This window comes from Pseudoduganella sp. UC29_106 (genome assembly GCF_044055365.1).
Lineage (GTDB): Bacteria > Pseudomonadota > Gammaproteobacteria > Burkholderiales > Burkholderiaceae_D > Rugamonas.
In genome coordinates this window covers 3,951,859-3,969,164 of record NZ_CP171977.1, presented here as the reverse complement: position 1 = coordinate 3,969,164, position 17,306 = coordinate 3,951,859, and the positions used below count along the sequence as shown (strand labels likewise).

Genomic DNA, 17,306 nt, shown 5'->3' with positions numbered 1-17,306 from the left:
GCGTCACACGGCCGGGCGGCCCGGCGCCGCCCGGTGGTCTGGATCACCGGAGATTTTCCTTATGATGTATTCCGCTTTGCGCCGGCTGCTGGCCGGCATTGCGCTGATCGTGCTGGCCGGCGCCGCGCAGGCGGCCATTGCGCCGTCCCTGCTGCAGCCGCTGGCCGGCGACGATCCCGAAGCGCGGGTCGCAGCCGTCGCGGCGATTGGGGCGCTGGGCACGCCGGAAGCGGCGGCAGTGCTGCGTGCCTTGCAGGACGGCGCGCTGTATGCCGCAGCCGATGGACAAGTGATCGTCGCCAGCCCGTCCGCCACGGCGCCCGCCGGCGCGGAAGCGATCGTCGTCAACAACCGCCTGCGCGCGGCCATTGCGGCAGCCTTGTCCGGCATGGACCTGCTGGCGCCGCAGCCGGAGCGCCGCCTGGCCGCAGCCCGCGCCTGGCTGGGCGAGGAACTGGACGCCGCCCAGCTGGCGCTGGCGCGGCGCGTCATGGCGGCCGAGCAGGATGCAGATGTGCGGCAGGTATTGCAGTTGCTGGTCGCCATCGCGGACCTGCACGCGCCTGACCCCGCGGTGCGCCGCGCCGCCGCCACGGTGCTGGCAGAGCAGGGCGGCAGCGCCCAGCGTCCGCTGCTGCAGGCCATGCTGGACAAGGGCGCCGACGGCGGCCCGGCCGAAGCTGATGCATCCGTGCGCAGCGCCGCGGAAGTGGCGCTGAATGCGATCGACGGGCGTCAGGCGCGCACTGAGCTGGTGGGCAACCTGTTCTACGGGATTTCGCTGGGCAGCGTGCTGCTGCTGGCGGCACTGGGCCTGGCCATCACCTTCGGCCTGATGGGCATCATCAATATGGCGCATGGCGAGCTGCTGATGATCGGCGCCTACGCCACCTACCTGATCCAGTCGCTGTTCCGGCGCTACCTGCCGGAAGCGGCGGACCTGTACCTGCTGGCGGCGCTGCCGGCGGCCTTCGTCGTGGCGGCGCTGGTTGGCATGGCGCTGGAGCGCACCGTGATCCGCTGGCTGTACGGCCGTCCGCTGGAAACCCTGCTGGCCACCTGGGGCATCAGCCTGGTGCTGATGCAGGCCGTGCGCACCCTGTTCGGCGCGCAGAACGTGGAAGTGGCCAACCCGGCCTGGATGTCCGGCGGGGTGACGGTGCTTGGCTCGCTGGTCCTGCCCTATAACCGCATTGCCATCATCGTGTTCGCTGTGCTGGTGACGGCCGGCGTCTGGCTGCTGCTGAACGGCACCCGGCTTGGCCTGTTCGTGCGCGCCGTCATGCAGAACCGCCGCATGGCCGGCTGCGTCGGCGTGCCGACCGGGCGCATCGACATGCTCACTTTCGGCCTGGGCTCCGGCATCGCCGGCCTGGGCGGCGTGGCGCTGTCCCAGCTGGGCAATGTTGGGCCGGACCTGGGGCAGTCCTACATCATCGATTCCTTCATGGTGGTGGTGCTGGGCGGCGTTGGCCAGCTGGCCGGCACCGTGATCGCCGCGCTGGGGCTGGGCGAAGTCAACAAGCTGCTGGAACCGGTGGCGGGCGCCGTGCTGGCCAAGATCGGCATCCTGGTCTTCATCGTGATCTTCATCCAGCGCCGGCCGCAAGGGCTGTTCGCTGTCAAAGGCAGGAGTGTCGAATGACTACATCGCTGTTTTCCCGTCCCGCCTGGTGCGCGGTTGCCGGCTTTACGCTGCTGGCGGCCCTGCTGCCGGCGCTGAATCTTGCCTTCCCGGCCGGCCATGCGCTGCACGTGCCGGGCTATATGATCGCGCTGGTCGGCAAGTTCATGTGCTATGCGCTGGCGGCCCTGGCGCTGGACCTGGTATGGGGCTACACGGGCATCCTGTCGCTCGGGCATGGCCTGTTCTTCGCGCTGGGCGGCTATGCGCACGGCATGTACCTGATGCGCGCGATTGGCCGCGAGGGCGTCTATCAGAGCACGCTGCCTGACTTCATGGTCTTCCTCGACTGGAAGGAGTACCCGTGGTACTGGGCGATGACGGACAGTTTCTGGTACTGCCTGGCCCTGGTGATCCTGGTGCCGGGTGTGCTGGCCTTCGTGTTCGGCTATTTCGCCTTCCGCTCGCGTATCAAGGGCGTGTACTTCTCGATCATCACGCAAGCGCTGACCTATGCCGCCATGCTGCTGTTCTTCCGCAACGATACCGGCTTCGGCGGCAACAACGGCTTCACCGATTTCAAGCGCATCCTCGGCTACGGCATCACCGCACCGGGCACCAAGGCCGTGCTGTACCTGGTCACGCTGGCCTGCCTGCTGGGCGCCTTGCTGCTGTGCCGCTGGATCGTGACCACGCGCCTGGGGCGCGTGCTGCAGGCGGTGCGCGACTCGGAATCGCGCCTCATGTTCATCGGCTATAACCCGCTGTGGTTCAAGCTTTTCGTGTGGACGCTGTCCGCCATCCTGTGCGGCATCGCCGGCGCGCTGTACGTGCCGCAGGTCGGCATCATCAACCCTTCCGAAATGTCGCCGGCGAATTCGATCGAGATGGTGATCTGGGTGGCTGTCGGCGGGCGCGGCACGCTGCTGGGGGCCATCCTTGGCGCCTTCACGGTGAACGGGCTGAAAAGCTGGTTCACCGCCGCCTTCCCGGACCTGTGGCTGTTCGCGCTTGGCATGCTGTTCATCCTGGTCACGCTGCTGATGCAAAAAGGCATGCTTGGCCTGCGCCTGCCCGGACGCCGCGCCGCGCCAAAGGAAGAGAAGAAAGAACTGGAGAAAGCAGCATGAAGGTCGCACAGAACACAGGGCTGGACACCAGCCACGGCGCCATCCTCTACCTGGAGGACGTGACGGTCAGCTTCGATGGCTTCCGCGCGCTGAACAAGCTGACTCTCGATATCTCGGTGGGCGAGCTGCGTTGCATCATCGGCCCCAATGGCGCGGGCAAGACCACGATGATGGATGTCATCACCGGCAAGACCCGGCCCAGCTCCGGCAGCGCGTGGTTCGGCCAGCGCCATGACCTGTCGGCGCTGACGGAATACGAGATCGCGCAGGCCGGCATCGGCCGCAAGTTCCAGCGCCCCACCGTGTTCGAGTCGCACACCGTCTTCGAAAACCTGGAACTGGCCATGAAGATGGACAAGCGTGTGCGGCCCACGCTGTTAGCGCGCCTGAGCGGCGAGCAGCGCGACAAGATCGGCGCCATCCTGCGCCTGATCCGGCTGGAAGGGGAGGCGCAGCGCCTGGCCGGCCTGCTGTCGCACGGCCAGAAACAGTGGCTGGAAATCGGCATGCTGCTGATCCAGGATCCGCAACTGATCCTGCTCGACGAACCGGTGGCTGGCATGTCCGATGCCGAAACGGCGCGCACGGCGGAATTGCTGAATGAGCTGCGGGGCAAGCATTCCATCATGGTGGTGGAACACGATATGGGCTTTGTCGCCGAGATCGCGCAGCAAGGCAAGGTGACCGTGCTGCACGAAGGCGCGGTGCTGGCCCAGGGACGCATGGACGAGGTACAGGCCGATGAACGTGTTATTGAAGTCTATCTGGGACGCTAGGACGATGATGCTGCAAGCCGATAATCTGAACCAGTACTACGGTTCTTCCCATACCTTGCGCGGCGTGTCGCTGGGGCTTGAGCGCGGCCAGTGCCTGGCGCTGCTGGGCCGCAATGGCGTCGGCAAGACCACGCTGCTGAAATGCCTGATGGGGGTGCTGCCGCTGGCGGCGGGCACCGTGCGTTTCGCCGGCCGCGACATCACGCGGCTCGCGCCCCATGCCCGCGCCGCGGCGGGTATCGCCTATGTACCTCAAGGGCGCGAAATCTTTGCCCGGCTCAGCGTGGAAGACAATCTGCGCATGGGCATGGCCACGCTGTCGGGGCGCGAGGCGGCGCGCATCAGCGGCGAGGTCTATGAACTGTTCCCGGTGCTGAAGGACATGCTGCAGCGGCGCGGCGGCGACCTGTCCGGCGGCCAGCAGCAGCAACTGGCCATTGCCCGCGCGCTGCTGCAGCGGCCCAAGCTGCTGATCCTGGATGAACCGACCGAGGGCATCCAGCCCTCCATCATCAAGGATATCGAGCGCGTCATCCGCCTGCTGCGCGAACGGGGCGACATGGCCATCCTGCTGTGCGAGCAGTACTTTGATTTCGCGCACGCGCTGGCCGACCGCTTCGTGGTGCTGTCGCGCGGTGAAGTGGTGGCGGCCGGCCAGCAGGCCCAGATGGACAGCGACGACGTCAAGCGCCACCTGTCGGTCTAGGCCGCAGCATGGCCAGCGAAGCGGCCGCCGTGCGCGTCTCCACGCCCAGCTTCGAAAACACGTGCTCCAGGTGCTTGTTGACCGTGCGCGGACTGGTGCCGAGGATGTCGCCGATGTCGCGGTTGGTCTTGCCCTTGCTGACCCAGTGCAGCACTTCGGCCTCGCGCTGCGTCAGGGAGAAACGGGCCATCAGCGACTGGACCTGGGCCGCGTCCGACTCTTCGCGCAGCACGATGGTCCACTGCGCCGCTTCCACTTCTTCGGCCAGGGTGAGGATCAGGCGCCGCGTGCCTTGCGCGATCACCAGGGGCAGCGGCTCATCCCCCAGCGCGATCGAGCGCACTGCGCCCTGCAGCCAGGGCGACACGTGGGGCGGCATGAAAGCGTTGCCCTGCGATGGGAAATAACTCGTCATCCATTGCCGCGCGAGCGGCGTCTGCCAGATGATGCGCTCGTCCTCGCCGACCGCCAGTGCTGCATAGCCGAAGGCGTCGAGGGCGCTGCGCGCCTGCGTGACCAGGCGCGCGGTCTGCATATGCGTCTGGATCCTGGCCAGCATTTCGTTCTGGCGTATCGGTTTGGTCACATAGTCGGTGCCGCCGGCCTGGAAGGCCGCCAGCACATGCTCGGTTTCCGTCAGGCCCGTCATGAAGATCACGGGAATGGGGCGGGTCTGCTCATCGCTTTTCAGGCGCCGGCAAACTTCGAAGCCGTCCATGCCGGGCATCACGGCGTCCAGCAGCACGATGTCCGGCGCCAGGGCATGCGCCTGTTCCAGCGCGGTGGCGCCATTGCTGGCGACCACCACAGAGTACCCCGATTCGTCCAGCGCGTCGTGCAGCACGGCGAGATTCTCGGGCATGTCGTCCACCACCAGCACCAGTTGGCCGGGTGGTCTTTCAATCGGCTGTAGCATGGCAGGCTCCTTGTTCGAGCAGGCGCGCCATCGCTTCGAGTTCGAAGCGCAGGGCGTGGGCTCGCATGATGTCGACAAAATCCTGATAGGGGGCGCCCAGGGCGGCGATGTCGTCCAGCTGGCGGCTGATGCCGCGCACATAGCCGGCCTTTACCATCGCGCGCAGCGGGTCGAGCTGGGCGGGCGGCGGCAAGACAGGCGAGGCGGAGGCGCGGGTAGGCGGCGCGGCATGCGCCATAGGGCCGCTGCCAGCCGCCGCCTGGCCAAGCCAGTCAAGCTGCAGCCGCCGCCCGATCCATTCCAGCAGTTCGGCCACCTGCACCGGCTTGGTGAAAAAGTCGTCCGCGCCGATGCCGGCGGGATTGGGCAAGCCCTTGTCGTAGGCGTTGGCGGAAACGATGCCGATCGGCGCCTGGCACTGGTGTTCGGTGCGCAGCAGGTGGCTGGCTTCCCAGCCATCCATGCCCGGCATGGCCAGGTCCATCAGGATCAGGTCGGGCGCGAACGTGGCATGGTGCTGCAGGCATTCCTGGCCCGAGGCGACCTGGCCGACGATGAAGCCCAGTGGCGTCAGGATCTCGGCCAGCAGCTCGCGGTCGTTGCGGTCATTGTCCACCACCAGGATGCGGCGCCGCCGCCCCGCGTAAGCAAAGCGCTGGACCGGCGCCGGTTCGCCCTCGGGCGCCTCGCCGTGCACGCGCGGCAGCAGCAGGCGCACGCTGAACGTGCTGCCGCTGCCCACGGTGCTGCGCACACTGAGTTCACCGCCCATCAGTTCGGTCAGCAGTTTGCTGATCGGCAGCCCGAGCCCGGTGCCGGTGCTGTCGGCCCCATTGCCCGCGCTGCCGCGCGAGAAGGGCTCGAAGATGCGCTCCATTTCCTCTTCGAGAATGCCGGGACCGGAATCTTCCACTTCGAAATGGGCGATGTCGCGCTGATAGCGCAGCCGGAACACGATGCTGCCCTGGCGGGTGAACTTGACCGCATTGCCCAGGATATTGATCAGGATTTGCCCCAGCCGCTTGCGGTCGGCCCGCACCACGGCAGGGATGGCGCCCTGCGTCTCGTAGCGGAAGGCCAGGCCTTTGCTCGCCGCCTGCTGTTCAAACATGCGCACCAGCTGGCCGATGAAGTCTTCGAAGCGCAGCGGCCGGATGTCGACACTGAGCTTGCCGCCTTCGATCCGGGCGATATCCAGCGTGCCCTCGATCAGCGACAGCAGATGCTCGCCGCTGCCGCGGATCACGCGGATGGCTTGCTGCCGGTGCGCCGGCATGGCTGGATCGTTGTCCAGCAGCTGCGCGTAGCCCAGGATGCTGTTGAGGGGAGTGCGGATTTCATGGCTGATGCCGGCGATGTAGCGGCTCTTTGCCTGGTTCGCCTGGTCCGCCAGCTTTTTCGCCTGCTGCGCTTCCTCCTGCGCCACGCGGCGGCTTTCGCTGTTCAGCACCAGCCACCAGGCCACAATGCCGCTGACCAGCAGCAGCGCGCCGAACAGCTTGAGGAAAGCCAGCTGCAGCGGCGGCAGCAAGCCTGTGTCGCCGGCCTGGATCAGGGCGGACGATTCATGCAGGTAGAGCAGACCTAGCAGGCTGCTAAGGAAGAGCAGCGTGACGGCCATCAGCAGCAGGTAGTGGCCAAGGCCGCTCACCAGATAAGGCCAGGCGGACTTCGGCAGCAGCCAGCGCATCGCCGCCAGCCACTGCACCGAGATGCGCGCATGCGGCTTGCAGGCATCGTCGCAGCGCGCGTCGAGGCAGCAGCACAGGGAGCAGATGGAGCCCTGGTAAGCGGGGCAATGCGCCATGTCTTCCTGTTCGTATTCCTTTTCGCAGATGCTGCAGGTATTGCTGCGCGCCGCCGGGTGATGCGGCTGGCGGGCCATGTAGTAGCGGCCGCGCGTCAGGACGGCAATGAGCGGCGAGGCAATGAGGGCGGTGCCGAGGGCGATGAAGGCCGAGAAAGCCTGCGCCGTGGCGCCGAACATGCCAATGAAGGCGGCTACCGAGAGCAGGGAAGCCAGGAGCATGGCGCCAACGCCAACCGGATTGATGTCGTACAGGTAGGCGCGGCGGAACTCGATGCCGGCGGGACTCAGACCCAGGGGCTTGTTGATCACAAGGTCCGCCACCACGGCCGCAATCCACGCGATGGCGACATTGGAAAACAGCCCGAGCACCTGGTCCAGCGCCTGGAATACGTTCAGCTCCATCAGCAGCACCGCAATGAGCGCATTGAAGAACGCCCACACCACGCGGCCCGGATGGCTGTGCGTCAGCCGGGCGAAGAAGTTGGACCACGCCAGCGAACCCGCATAGGCATTGGTCATATTGATCTTGATCTGCGAGACGACCACGAACACCACGGTTGCCAGCAGGGCGGCCCACGTGCCGCCAAAGAATTCCCTGAAGCCGGCCAGGTACATCTGGGGTCGGATTGACTGCTTGTGCCAGCGAGGCGCCGCCCTCAATGGCCAGCAGGGCCAGGAGGGCGCCGGCCAGCATCTTCAGGATGCCGAGCACGATCCAGCCCGGGCCTGCCGCCAGAACGCCCAGGTGCCAGCGCAGCCGCCGGCCCTGTGGCGGCGGCATGAAGCGCAGGAAGTCCACCTGTTCGCCGATCTGCGTGATCAGGGCCACGCCGACAGCGGTGGCGGCGCCGAAGGCGAGGGTATTGAAGTGGGCGTTTGACGGATCCGTCCCGGCAAATTGCAGCAGCTCGGCCGGCAGCTCCGGGCGTTTGATGGCGATGGCGATGAAGGGCAGGGCCATCAGCGCGAGCCAGATGGGCTGGGTCAGCATCTGGATGCGGCTGATCAGGGTCACTCCATGGGTCACCAGCGGCACCACCGCCAGCGCGCTGACCAGGTAGCCCAGCCACAGGGGCAGGCCGAAATACAGTTCCAGCGCATAAGCCATGATGGCCGCTTCCAGCGCAAACAGGATGAAGGTGAAGGAGGCGTAGACAAAGGAGGAAATGGTGGACCCGATGTAGCCGAAGCCGGCGCCGCGCGTCAGCAGGTCCATGTCCACGCCATATCTGGCGGCGTAATAGCTGATGGGCAGGCCGGTCAGGAAGATGATCAGTCCCACCGCGAGGATGGCCCAGAAAGCGTTGATGAAGCCGTAGTGCACGGCGATGGTGCCGCCGATCGCTTCCAGCACAAGGAAGGAGATGGCGCCGAAGGCAGTGTTCGCGACCCGGAACACGGACCATTTGCGGAAGGCGCGCGGCGTGAAGCGCAGGGCGTAGTCCTCGATGGTTTCATTGGCCACCCAGGTGTTGTAGTCGCGCCTTATCTTGACGATGCGTTGAACCGGCGCGGAGCCGTTAGTGCCCATGTTTGGTGCAGAAGCGCTCATTTTGGTGATAATTTGGGTCTGATTGTCTCCTGTGTGCAATTACTGTGCCCGTCCTTCACAGCATCCCCCGAACGGGGAATTGCCGCCGCGGTGGCCCTGCTTTACTATCGATTTATTCGATTGATAGAAGGCAATTTATGCGTTTTACACGCAATCAGGCCGCATGCATAATCCGCTCCATCCTTCAACTAGTGGAGCACTTAACAATGAAAAAACTGATCGCCCTGGCCCTCGCCGCCGGTTTCTCGCTCGCCGCCAACGCCGCCAACGAAACCTATGTCATCGACAACACTCACTCGTTCTCGCGCTTCGAGTACAGCCACTTCGGCTACTCGAACCAGCTGAGCCGCTTTGATAGCACCAGCGGCAAGATCCAGATCGACCGCGCCGCCAAGACCGGTTCCGTGGACGTGACCATCGACGCCAAGTCCGTCAGCACCGGCTCGCAGGTATTCAATGGCCATATCCAGGGCGAAGACTTCCTGGACACCGCCAAGTTCCCGACCATCACCTACAAGTCGACCAAGTTCAACTTCAACGGCGACAAGCTGGCTTCGGTGGAAGGCAACCTGACCATTAAGGGCGTGACCAAGCCGGTGAAGCTGGAAGTGACCTCCTTCCAGTGCATGGCCCATCCTATCCTGAAGAAAGACGCTTGCGGCGCCAACGCAGTTGCCACCATCAAGCGTTCCGAATTCAACGCCGGCAAGTACGCACCGTACGTGGCCGATGAACTGTCCCTGACGTTCGCTATCGAATCGATCAAGGAGTAACCCTCCCGGCCTGCGCGCCGGGAATGCAGAGGAGAGTAATGTGAAACGACTGATACTATCCGCTGCCTTGCTGGCAGCAGGCCTGTCCCAGGCGATGGCGACAGACCTGATCGTCACTAACGCCAAGGTGGCAACCATGGTGAAGGAGGGCGCTTTCGCGCAGGCCGTCGCCATGAAGGACGGCATGATCACGGCCGTCGGCAGCAATGCCCAGGTGATGAAACTGAAGAAGCAGGGCACCCAGGTGATCGATGCGGGCGGCCGCACCGTGATCCCCGGCCTGAACGACTCCCACCTGCACATCATCCGCGAAGGCCTGAACTACAACGCCGAGCTGCGTTGGGACGGCGTCACCTCGCTCAAGAAAGCGCTGTCCATGCTGAAGGAGCAGGCCGCGCGCACGCCGGACGGCGCCTGGATCAAGGTCGTCGGCGGCTGGAACGAATTCCAGTTCGAGGAAAAGCGCCTGCCTACGCTGGCCGAAATCAATGAAGCGGTGCCGGACAAGCCGGTCTTCATCCTCTATCTCTATGGCCTCGGCTTCCTGAACAAGAAGGGCATCGAGGTCCTCAAGTATGACAAGACCACCCAGTACAAGGACGGCGTCGTCGAGCTGGACGCGGCGGGCAATCCCACCGGCCTGCTGATCGCCAAGCCGAATGCCCTGATCCTGTACTCCACGCTGGCCAAGACCGGCGCATTGCCGCGCGAGCAGCAGGTCAACTCCACCCAGCACTACTACGCCGAAATGAACCGCCTCGGCGTGACCAGCGCCATCGATGCGGGCGGCGGCGGGCAAGCCTATCCGGACGATTACTCCGTGAGCCTGGAGCTGGCGAAGAACGGCAAGCTGACTGTGCGCACCTCCTACTATCTGTTCGCGCAAAAGCCGGGCAAGGAGCTGGAGGATTACCAGCGCTGGCTCACGCTGACGAAGCCGGACAAGAACGAGCATATGTTCTACGCCAACGGCTACGTGACCGAAGGCGGCGGCGAGAACCTGGTCTGGAGCGCGGCCGACTTCGAGAACTTCCTCGAACCCCGTCCGGACATGCCGCCGCAGATGGAAAACGAGATGGAAGCCGTACTGCGCCTGCTGATCAAGAACCGCTGGCCGTTCCGCATTCACGCCACCTACGGCGAATCGATCGAACGCGACCTGGCTGTGATCGAAAAGGTCAACAAGGACATCCCGCTGAACGGCCTGCGCTGGTTCTTCGACCACGCCGAAACCATCACGGACGCGCAACTGGAACGTGTGAAGAAGCTGGGCGGCGGCGTCGCCGTGCAGAACCGCATGTACTTCCAGGGTGAGCATTACTGGAAGCAGTATGGCGCCCCAGCAGCGCCAGATGCCGCCGATCCGCAAGATGCTGCAGATGCAGATTCCCGTGGGCCTGGGCACCGATGGCACGCGCGTGTCCAGCTACGGACCGTGGCCGTCGATCTACTGGGCCGTGACCGGCAAGACGGCGGGCGGGCTGCAGATCTGGCAGAGCAGGGATGTTCTGTCCCGCTACGAGGCGCTGAAGCTGATGACGCAGGGCAGCGCGTGGATGAGCGGCGAGGAAAAGCTGAAGGGCACCATCGCCAAGGGCCAGTATGCCGATCTCGTGATCCTGCCGAAGGATTACTTCAGCATCCCGAGCATCGAGATCCGCGACCTCGAAAGCGCGCTCACCATCGTCAATGGCAAGGTGGTCTACGCCAGCAAGGACTTCGGCCAGTTCGCGCCGGAAATGCCGCCCGTGTTGCCGGAGTGGAGCCCGGTCAATACGTACGGCGGTTACCAGAACGCCAAATAAACGGGCCGCGTGACCGCATGCACGGCGGATCAATGATCCGCCCTACGCACCGCGGTCGGTCAAGCGCAGCCGAGGACCGCCGTACGGTGATCGTGCGTGCGATGTATTCCCATACCGGGTGCCGTCCGGTGCACCGGTCCGTGGGGCGTGTCAACCTGGATTCGGTCGCGTGCGCCGCCGGGCGCATGACGGTCGCGGGCGCCGACGAGGCGTGTAGGGCGGATCATTGATCCGCCGTGCATCCCGTCACGCGGCGCCGGTCACACCCACCCCGACCCACCCCGAAAACCGCCCCCACCGCCAGCAGCCAAAGCAAATGCACGCGCGTGCGCCAGATCACCACCCCGGCCACGATCGACAGCACCCACAGCCGCCAATCCGCCGCAAAATCCCGATCCACCGCCCCCAGCACAATCCCGGTCGACACCAGCAGCGCAATCACCAGCGGCGCCATGCCCTGCTTGAACGCGCGCACGGCGCGCAGCTCGCGGTTACGGTGTCCCCATGCGGACGCCAGCAGCGTAATCGCGCTGCTCGGCACCAGGATGCCCGTCATCGTGCACAGCACCCCCAGCACAGCCGCCGCGTGGCTCCCCGCATCGAGCCCCACATTCCACCCCATCAGCGCCACGAACAGCACGTTCGGTCCCGGCGCCGCCTGGGCGATCGCAATCGACTCATTGAACTGCGCCTGCGTCAGCCAGCCGTGCTGCTCCACCAGGTAGCGGTGCATCTCGGCCGTGGTCGAGATCGCGCCGCCCACGCTCATGAAGGACAGCAGGAAGTAATGCCAGAACAGGTCCAGCCAGTCGTGCCAGGCCAGCACGATGTGCAGCGGCGCGCTCAGGGCAGCCTCCTATAGGTCAGCCAGCAGCCAAGGCCGCCAACCACCAACAAAGTAGGAAGCAGGGGCAGGCGCAGCCAGGCGCCCGCCGCCACGCCCGCAACGACCAGCGGCAACGTGATCCACAAAGGCAGGGGATGACGCGTCAGCGTCGGCAGCATCTTGATGCCGGTGGCCGCAATCATGCCGGCCGCCACGGCCGCCATGCCGCGCAGCGCGCCGACCAGGTGCGGATTGTTCGAGTGATGGGTATAAATGGTCGCCGCGGCCAGCACGACCAGGCTGGGCACGGCCAGCAAGCCGGCGAGCGCCGCCAGCGCGCCGCGCAGTCCGAAGTGGCGATGACCCAGCATCAGCGACAGGTTGACCACGTTTGGTCCCGGCATGATCTGGGCCACCGCCCATTCTTCGAGGAATTCCTCGTCCGTCATCCAGCGCTTGCGCTCGACCAGCTCGCGCTGAGCCACAGAAAGTACTCCGCCGAAACCTTGCAGCGCCAACACGGTGAAGGAGAAAAACAAGTCAGCCAGAGATTTCGGCCGTTGAAGTTGGGAGCCTGTCATTGACTTTCAGTATTAATAGGCAATACTAGCACCACCCAACCCTGACGCCAAAGGATTCCCATGGACACCCTGCAACTTCAGACCCAGCGGGCAGACCGCTTCAGCAGCCAGATCGTGGACCGCGGTATCAAGGTTCAGGAGAGTTTCAGCACGCTTTGCGCCATCGAGTACATGAAATCCCACAACATCCAGCCCGACGTCATTGAACGCGTACTGCTCCAGCCGGCCCAGCGCCGGAAAAATTCTCACTGAATTCCCCTCCGTCGCTCCCATCTTGTAATGCTGCAATGCAAACAGCGGCAACGGGTGGTTATGCACAGCGCTTGACTGTCAGCAATGTCCGCGGTGGCTCTGCCATTGTATCCGTGTAACAATTGGTGAGAATATAAGCCATTGATTTTAATGGGAAAGTTTTCTGCCTGCGCAACGTGCAGTTTGTTGAAAAGGCCGCCATTAAAGCCTGTTTGCCTTGTCAATAGCACCTTATCAACAAAGATATCCACAAACAGTGTGGATAATCGCAGAAAACCTTTACAATCAGCAACTTAGCTCAGGATTTTGCCCTGGACGGAAAAATCGCCGGGTTCGGCGCCAGGCCGCGCCTGGATGCTGACGCTGGTCGCCGGCAGGCCGACCGATAGCTCACCGGACCAGCTTTCGCCATGTTGCAGTGCGTTCAGCACTTTGGCCGCATCTTCCTGCTGCTCCGTCAAGTTCTTCAGCTCGGCATAATTGCGCAGCGAAGAAATCACTGTGGTGAACAGCTTGCGCGTGGTGAGGTCCGTCTTGCACCAGAAATCGTTGATGTCGTAGTCGAGGATGATGCCGTGCTCCAGCGCCTGGCCGGGCTGGCCCGTGCGCAGGACAATGCGCACCAGCTGGTTCTTCAGGTCAGAGCGGATCTGGTTGGCGACGCGCAGTCCGGCATCGCTGGTTTCCATGATCACGTCCAGCAAAATCAGGGCCACGTCCGGGTTATTACGCAGCGTGCTCAGCGCTTCCTCGCCGCTATAGGCGTGCAGGAAGCTGAGGCGGCGGCCCTGGAAGCAGGCATTGCTCAGGGAGAATTTGGTGACCACGTGCACGTCGACATCGTCGTCGACGATCAGCACGCGCCACGGCGCCGGCGTGGCAGCTTGCGCCTGCTCGTCGGGGGAGGAATGGGCATCGTCTTCAATCATCCAGCCTTCGCTGGAATCTTCTTCAGGAACTTTTACGTCCATGCGTTTTTCCCGCAATATAGTCATCATCAATGCGTCTTCCTACTGCCCACACTATTCCTCAGCAGCATTTTTGTCAAAGTAAACAAAGGCGCGAATTGTATCGCTTATTAAAATATTTTTCAGCAGTTTGAAGTGTTGCAGTGGAGCATACAAATGCCTGTGCTAAGTCATTGATTTTATGGGTGAAAATTTATGCCTTTGAAATGGGCAATCTGTAGGAATCCGCGCAGTTAAGGGCGAAATCGCTTGTCAAGGCCCCGTTTTCCACATGCTTATCCACAGGCGGAGTGGATAAGTCATGAAAAGCCTTTTAAAACAAGCAGCCTACCACGTCTTTGTGAGAAAGGTTGTGAATGATAGTGATTCGCATTTATAATGACTGAATGATCTCAGGCTCCCTGCGCAGCTGGCTGCGCGATATCCACCTCTATCTCGCGCTGCTGTTCGGCGTCCTGTTCGTCTCCGCAGGTTCGACCGGCGTGCTGCTGGCATGGAATCACGAGCTCGACGCGGCGCTCAACCCGTCGCTGCTGCAGTCGCGCGCTGTGCCGGCCAATGCGGCACCGGTCACGCCGGAAAAGGTGGAAGCCGCGCTGTCCCGCCTGTCGAAGCTCCCTGGCTACGGCAAGCCGACCAACCTGATGCTGCCGGACGATGAGCATGATGTCTTCGTCGCCTGGTACCGTCCCGCCGCGCGTCAGAAGACCCTGTTCGGCACCGACCTGCAGCGCCAGGTGATGCTGGACCAATATACGCTTGAAGTGCTTGGTGAGCGCAATTATGGCGAGTTTGGCCTGTCGCGGCCGCTGTTGATGCCCACCTTGTTCCACCTGCACCGCTACCTGCTGGCGGGCGAGGGCGGCAAATGGGTGACCGGCGTAACAGGCTGCATGCTGTTCCTGACCTCCGTGATGGGCCTCGCGCTGTGGTGGCCGAAGGCGAACTGGACATCCTTCCGCAAGTCGCTGACCGTGCGCGGCCATCTCACCTCGCGCCAGTTCAATTACAGCTTCCACCGCGCGGCCGGCTTCTTCGTGACGCCCATGCTGGCCATGCTCGGCTTCTCCGGCATGGTGATGAACTTGCCGGACGTGGTGCGCCCCGTGATCGGCGCCGTGTCCACCCTGGAGGCGAACGAGAAGTTGGCCAACGGCGACGCTGACGGACGCAAACTTATTTCCGCTTCGGCCGCCATGGCCGCCGCGCAAAGCGCCGTGCCCGAAGGCCGCATCTCGCGCGTCACCCTCGGAACGGTCAAGGCGCCCTTCGAAATCCGCATGCGCCAGGCGGCAGAAGTGCGCAAGGGCGACGGCAATACCCGCATCAGCGTGGACGCTTACAGCGGCTCCGTCCTGCGTGTGCGCAACCCGCTGACCGCGCCGTCCGGCGACACCTTCCTGAACTGGATGTTCCCGCTGCATACCGGAGAAGCCTTCCACCTGCCGGGGCGTATACTGATCTCCATTACCGGCCTTACGCCCTTGCTCTTCATGATCACCGGCCTCGTGCTCTGGCTGGGCCGCCGCGCCATGCACCGCAGGGCGCGCCAACTTGCGGAATCCGCCGCGCCTCTGCCGGAGCGTGTGCAAAAAGTCGGCTGAAGCCGGCCACAGGGAGCCGTCATGGCCAACAACGAGTTCGATGCGCAGCCACCGCTGCCGACCGAGGATCTTGAGAGGCGCCGTCGCCAGGTCTATCCCACTCTGAACGAGCAGCAGATGCGGCATGTGCGGCGCTACGCCATCGAGCGCCGCTTCGCTGATGGCGAGACCGTATTCCGGGCCGGCCGCCTGACCTCGGGCATCATGGTCGTGCTGCAGGGAGCAATCCGCGACTATTGCCACGATGGCTTCGACAACGACCAGTTGATGGTGACCCTGCTGCCCGGCCAGTTCACCGGCGACGTGGGCCAGCTTTCCGACCGTCCTGCCATGAGCGATGGCGTGGCGGTGGGCGAGCTGCATGTGCTGCATGTGTCCTGCGATGCCTTCCGCGCGCTGGTGCTGGCCTTCCCTGAATTGGGCGAGCTGCTGGTGCGGGCGCTGATCCTGCGCAGCGTATCCTGGCTGGCGCGCAATTCCGGCGGCCCGGTCATCATCGGCCCGCGCGGCCTTGGCCGCATCCACGCGCTGCAAAGTTTTCTCGACTTTGAATGGCCATCCGCATACCGTTCTCGATCCGGCGGACGATGAGCGCGCCGCGCAAGTAGCGGCCCGGGTATGCGCCCACGCCGGAAGAATGGCCGCTGGTTATCGTTCCGGAGTTCGGCGTCAGGAAAAATCCCACGGTGGTGGAACTGGGCCGCTGCGTGGGCGCCTTGCGGCCCATGAGTGAAGACAAGGTATGGGACGTAATCGTGGTCGGCGCCGGGCCGGCTGGACTGGCCACGGCCGTGTACGCAGCGTCCGAGGGCTTGTCGGTGCTGGCGCTGGAAGGCCGCGCCTACGGCGGCCAGGCCGGCGCCAGCGCGCGCATCGAGAATTACCTCGGCTTCCCGACCGGCATTTCGGGTGCTGCGCTGACTGGCCGTGCCTATGTACAGGCGGAGCGCTTTGGAGTGGAGATCGCATCCCCGCGCCGGCGGGTCGTCTGCTCACTGACGGCGCAACCTTGCGCGTGGAACTGTGCGGCAGCCTTGCGGGTCTGCAGGCACGTACCGTCGTCCTTTCCTGCGGCGCGCGCTACCGCAAGCTGGCGCTGGACAACCTGGCGCAGTTCGAAGGGAAGGGCGTCTACTACTGGGCTTCCTCCGTGGAGGCGCAGCTGTGCAAGTCCGAGGAAGTGGTGGTGGTCGGCGGCGGCAACTCGGCGGGACAAGCGGCGGTCTATTTTGTCCGGCCATGCCGCGAAAGTGCATATGCTGATCCGCAAGGATAGCCTGGCCTCGACCATGTCCAGCTACCTGATTGAGCGTGTCCAGTCCATTCCCAATATCGTGGTGCACACCCATGCGGAAATCGCCGCGCTCGAAGGCGATGAAAACGGCTTGCAAAGGTTGCGCATTCGCGATCTGCGCAGCAAGGACGAGGCCAGCTACCCGGTGCGCCGCGTCTTCCTGTTCATCGGCGCCGAACCGAATACCGGCTGGCTGGCCGGCTCCGACGTGGCCGTCGACCGCAATGGTTTCATCCTTACCGGCGAAGTCTGCGGACCCGATGCACAAGCGCGCCTCGCGCTGGAAACCAGCGTGTCCGGCGTGTTCGCCATCGGCGACGTGCGCGCAGGGTCGACCAAGCGCGTGTCCGCAGCGGTCGGCGAAGGCGCCGCCGTCGTCGCGCAAATTCACCAGTTCCTGGCCGACCTGCCTGTTCTGTCCTGACCGACTTCAACTGTGGCGCGTAAGGTGCAGCGAACCGCAGTCTAGGCAGTCTAAAAGTCAAATCGAGCTCTCTAACACGGTCCCATTCCGAACGGTCGAAAATCCAAAGCGGTCGAGAAGTTTCTTTGCAGGGACGAATTCGGTCTACAAAACCGTGCGCCCCTGCCAGTCGAGCCCTCTTTAGACCGATCCATTGCCATTTATGGCAAATTAGACCGAAGCATCGAAGTGATATGGCGGGCTTGGAGCCCTGGGCTGCCCCAAA

13 protein-coding genes and 2 pseudogenes are annotated in these 17,306 nt (G+C 64.0%); 10 read left to right on the top strand and 5 right to left on the bottom strand.

Going from position 1 to position 17,306, the window contains the following annotated elements; all coding sequences use genetic code 11:
- Positions 1-61: 61 nt before the first annotated feature.
- Genes urtB through urtE form a run of 4 tightly spaced genes read left to right on the top strand, consistent with a single transcriptional unit; the run spans position 62 to position 4,236 of the window.
- Positions 62-1,645 (top strand): urea ABC transporter permease subunit UrtB, encoded by a 1,584-nt coding sequence (urtB, locus tag ACHMW6_RS19900; protein WP_395399209.1) that lies wholly within the window; start codon positions 62-64, stop codon positions 1,643-1,645.
- Positions 1,642-2,754: an urea ABC transporter permease subunit UrtC gene (gene urtC, locus ACHMW6_RS19895; protein ID WP_395399207.1), complete on the top strand. Its 1,113-nt coding sequence runs from the start codon at positions 1,642-1,644 to the stop codon at positions 2,752-2,754. The genes urtB and urtC overlap by 4 nt, the downstream gene beginning before the upstream one ends.
- The gene (gene urtD / locus ACHMW6_RS19890) at positions 2,751-3,530 is read left to right on the top strand and encodes an urea ABC transporter ATP-binding protein UrtD (protein WP_395399205.1); all 780 of its coding nucleotides are present in this window, start codon (positions 2,751-2,753) and stop codon (positions 3,528-3,530) included. Before urtC ends, urtD begins: the two co-directional genes overlap by 4 nt.
- A gap of 7 nt (positions 3,531-3,537) precedes the next feature.
- Positions 3,538-4,236, top strand: coding sequence for an urea ABC transporter ATP-binding subunit UrtE (urtE, locus tag ACHMW6_RS19885; protein ID WP_395408665.1), 699 nt, complete (start codon positions 3,538-3,540; stop codon positions 4,234-4,236).
- Here urtE and ACHMW6_RS19880 read toward each other — a convergent pair.
- Positions 4,214-5,152 (bottom strand): response regulator, encoded by a 939-nt coding sequence (locus tag ACHMW6_RS19880; protein WP_395399203.1) that lies wholly within the window; start codon positions 5,150-5,152, stop codon positions 4,214-4,216. The genes urtE and ACHMW6_RS19880 overlap by 23 nt on opposite strands.
- Positions 5,136-8,514: pseudogene (locus ACHMW6_RS19875) on the bottom strand (ATP-binding protein). Before ACHMW6_RS19875 ends, ACHMW6_RS19880 begins: the two are co-directional and overlap by 17 nt.
- Positions 8,515-8,720: 206 nt before the next feature.
- Here ACHMW6_RS19875 and ACHMW6_RS19870 point away from each other — a divergent pair.
- Positions 8,721-9,287, top strand: coding sequence for a YceI family protein (locus ACHMW6_RS19870; protein WP_395399201.1), 567 nt, complete (start codon positions 8,721-8,723; stop codon positions 9,285-9,287).
- Positions 9,288-9,381: 94 nt separating this feature from the next.
- Positions 9,382-11,092: pseudogene (locus ACHMW6_RS19865) on the top strand (amidohydrolase).
- A gap of 223 nt (positions 11,093-11,315) precedes the next feature.
- Here the strand turns inward: ACHMW6_RS19865 and ACHMW6_RS19860 are convergent.
- Positions 11,316-11,918, bottom strand: coding sequence for a chromate transporter (locus tag ACHMW6_RS19860; protein ID WP_395399199.1), 603 nt, complete (start codon positions 11,916-11,918; stop codon positions 11,316-11,318).
- 17 nt (positions 11,919-11,935) lie between these two features.
- Positions 11,936-12,499, bottom strand: a complete 564-nt coding sequence (locus tag ACHMW6_RS19855; protein ID WP_395399197.1) for a chromate transporter — start codon at positions 12,497-12,499, stop codon at positions 11,936-11,938.
- Between the two features lie 60 nt (positions 12,500-12,559).
- Between ACHMW6_RS19855 and ACHMW6_RS19850 the strand changes: the two genes are divergently transcribed.
- The gene (locus tag ACHMW6_RS19850; RefSeq protein ID WP_395399195.1) at positions 12,560-12,751 is read left to right on the top strand and encodes a hypothetical protein; all 192 of its coding nucleotides are present in this window, start codon (positions 12,560-12,562) and stop codon (positions 12,749-12,751) included.
- Positions 12,752-13,044: 293 nt separating this feature from the next.
- Here the strand turns inward: ACHMW6_RS19850 and ACHMW6_RS19845 are convergent, their stop codons facing one another.
- Entirely contained in the window at positions 13,045-13,722 is a 678-nt protein-coding gene (locus tag ACHMW6_RS19845) for a hypothetical protein (RefSeq protein ID WP_395399193.1), read from the bottom strand.
- Between the two features lie 383 nt (positions 13,723-14,105).
- Here ACHMW6_RS19845 and ACHMW6_RS19840 point away from each other — a divergent pair, with 383 nt between their 5' ends.
- The 3 genes from ACHMW6_RS19840 (at position 14,106) to ACHMW6_RS19830 (ending at position 17,041) form a co-directional block, all read left to right on the top strand.
- Complete coding sequence (locus ACHMW6_RS19840; RefSeq protein ID WP_395399191.1) at positions 14,106-15,323, top strand: PepSY-associated TM helix domain-containing protein; 1,218 nt, start codon at positions 14,106-14,108, stop codon at positions 15,321-15,323.
- Between the two features lie 21 nt (positions 15,324-15,344).
- Positions 15,345-15,914, top strand: a complete 570-nt coding sequence (locus ACHMW6_RS19835; protein WP_395399189.1) for a Crp/Fnr family transcriptional regulator — start codon at positions 15,345-15,347, stop codon at positions 15,912-15,914.
- Positions 15,915-16,009: 95 nt separating this feature from the next.
- Positions 16,010-17,041, top strand: coding sequence for an NAD(P)/FAD-dependent oxidoreductase (locus ACHMW6_RS19830; protein ID WP_395399187.1), 1,032 nt, complete (start codon positions 16,010-16,012; stop codon positions 17,039-17,041).
- Positions 17,042-17,306: the final 265 nt, after the last annotated feature.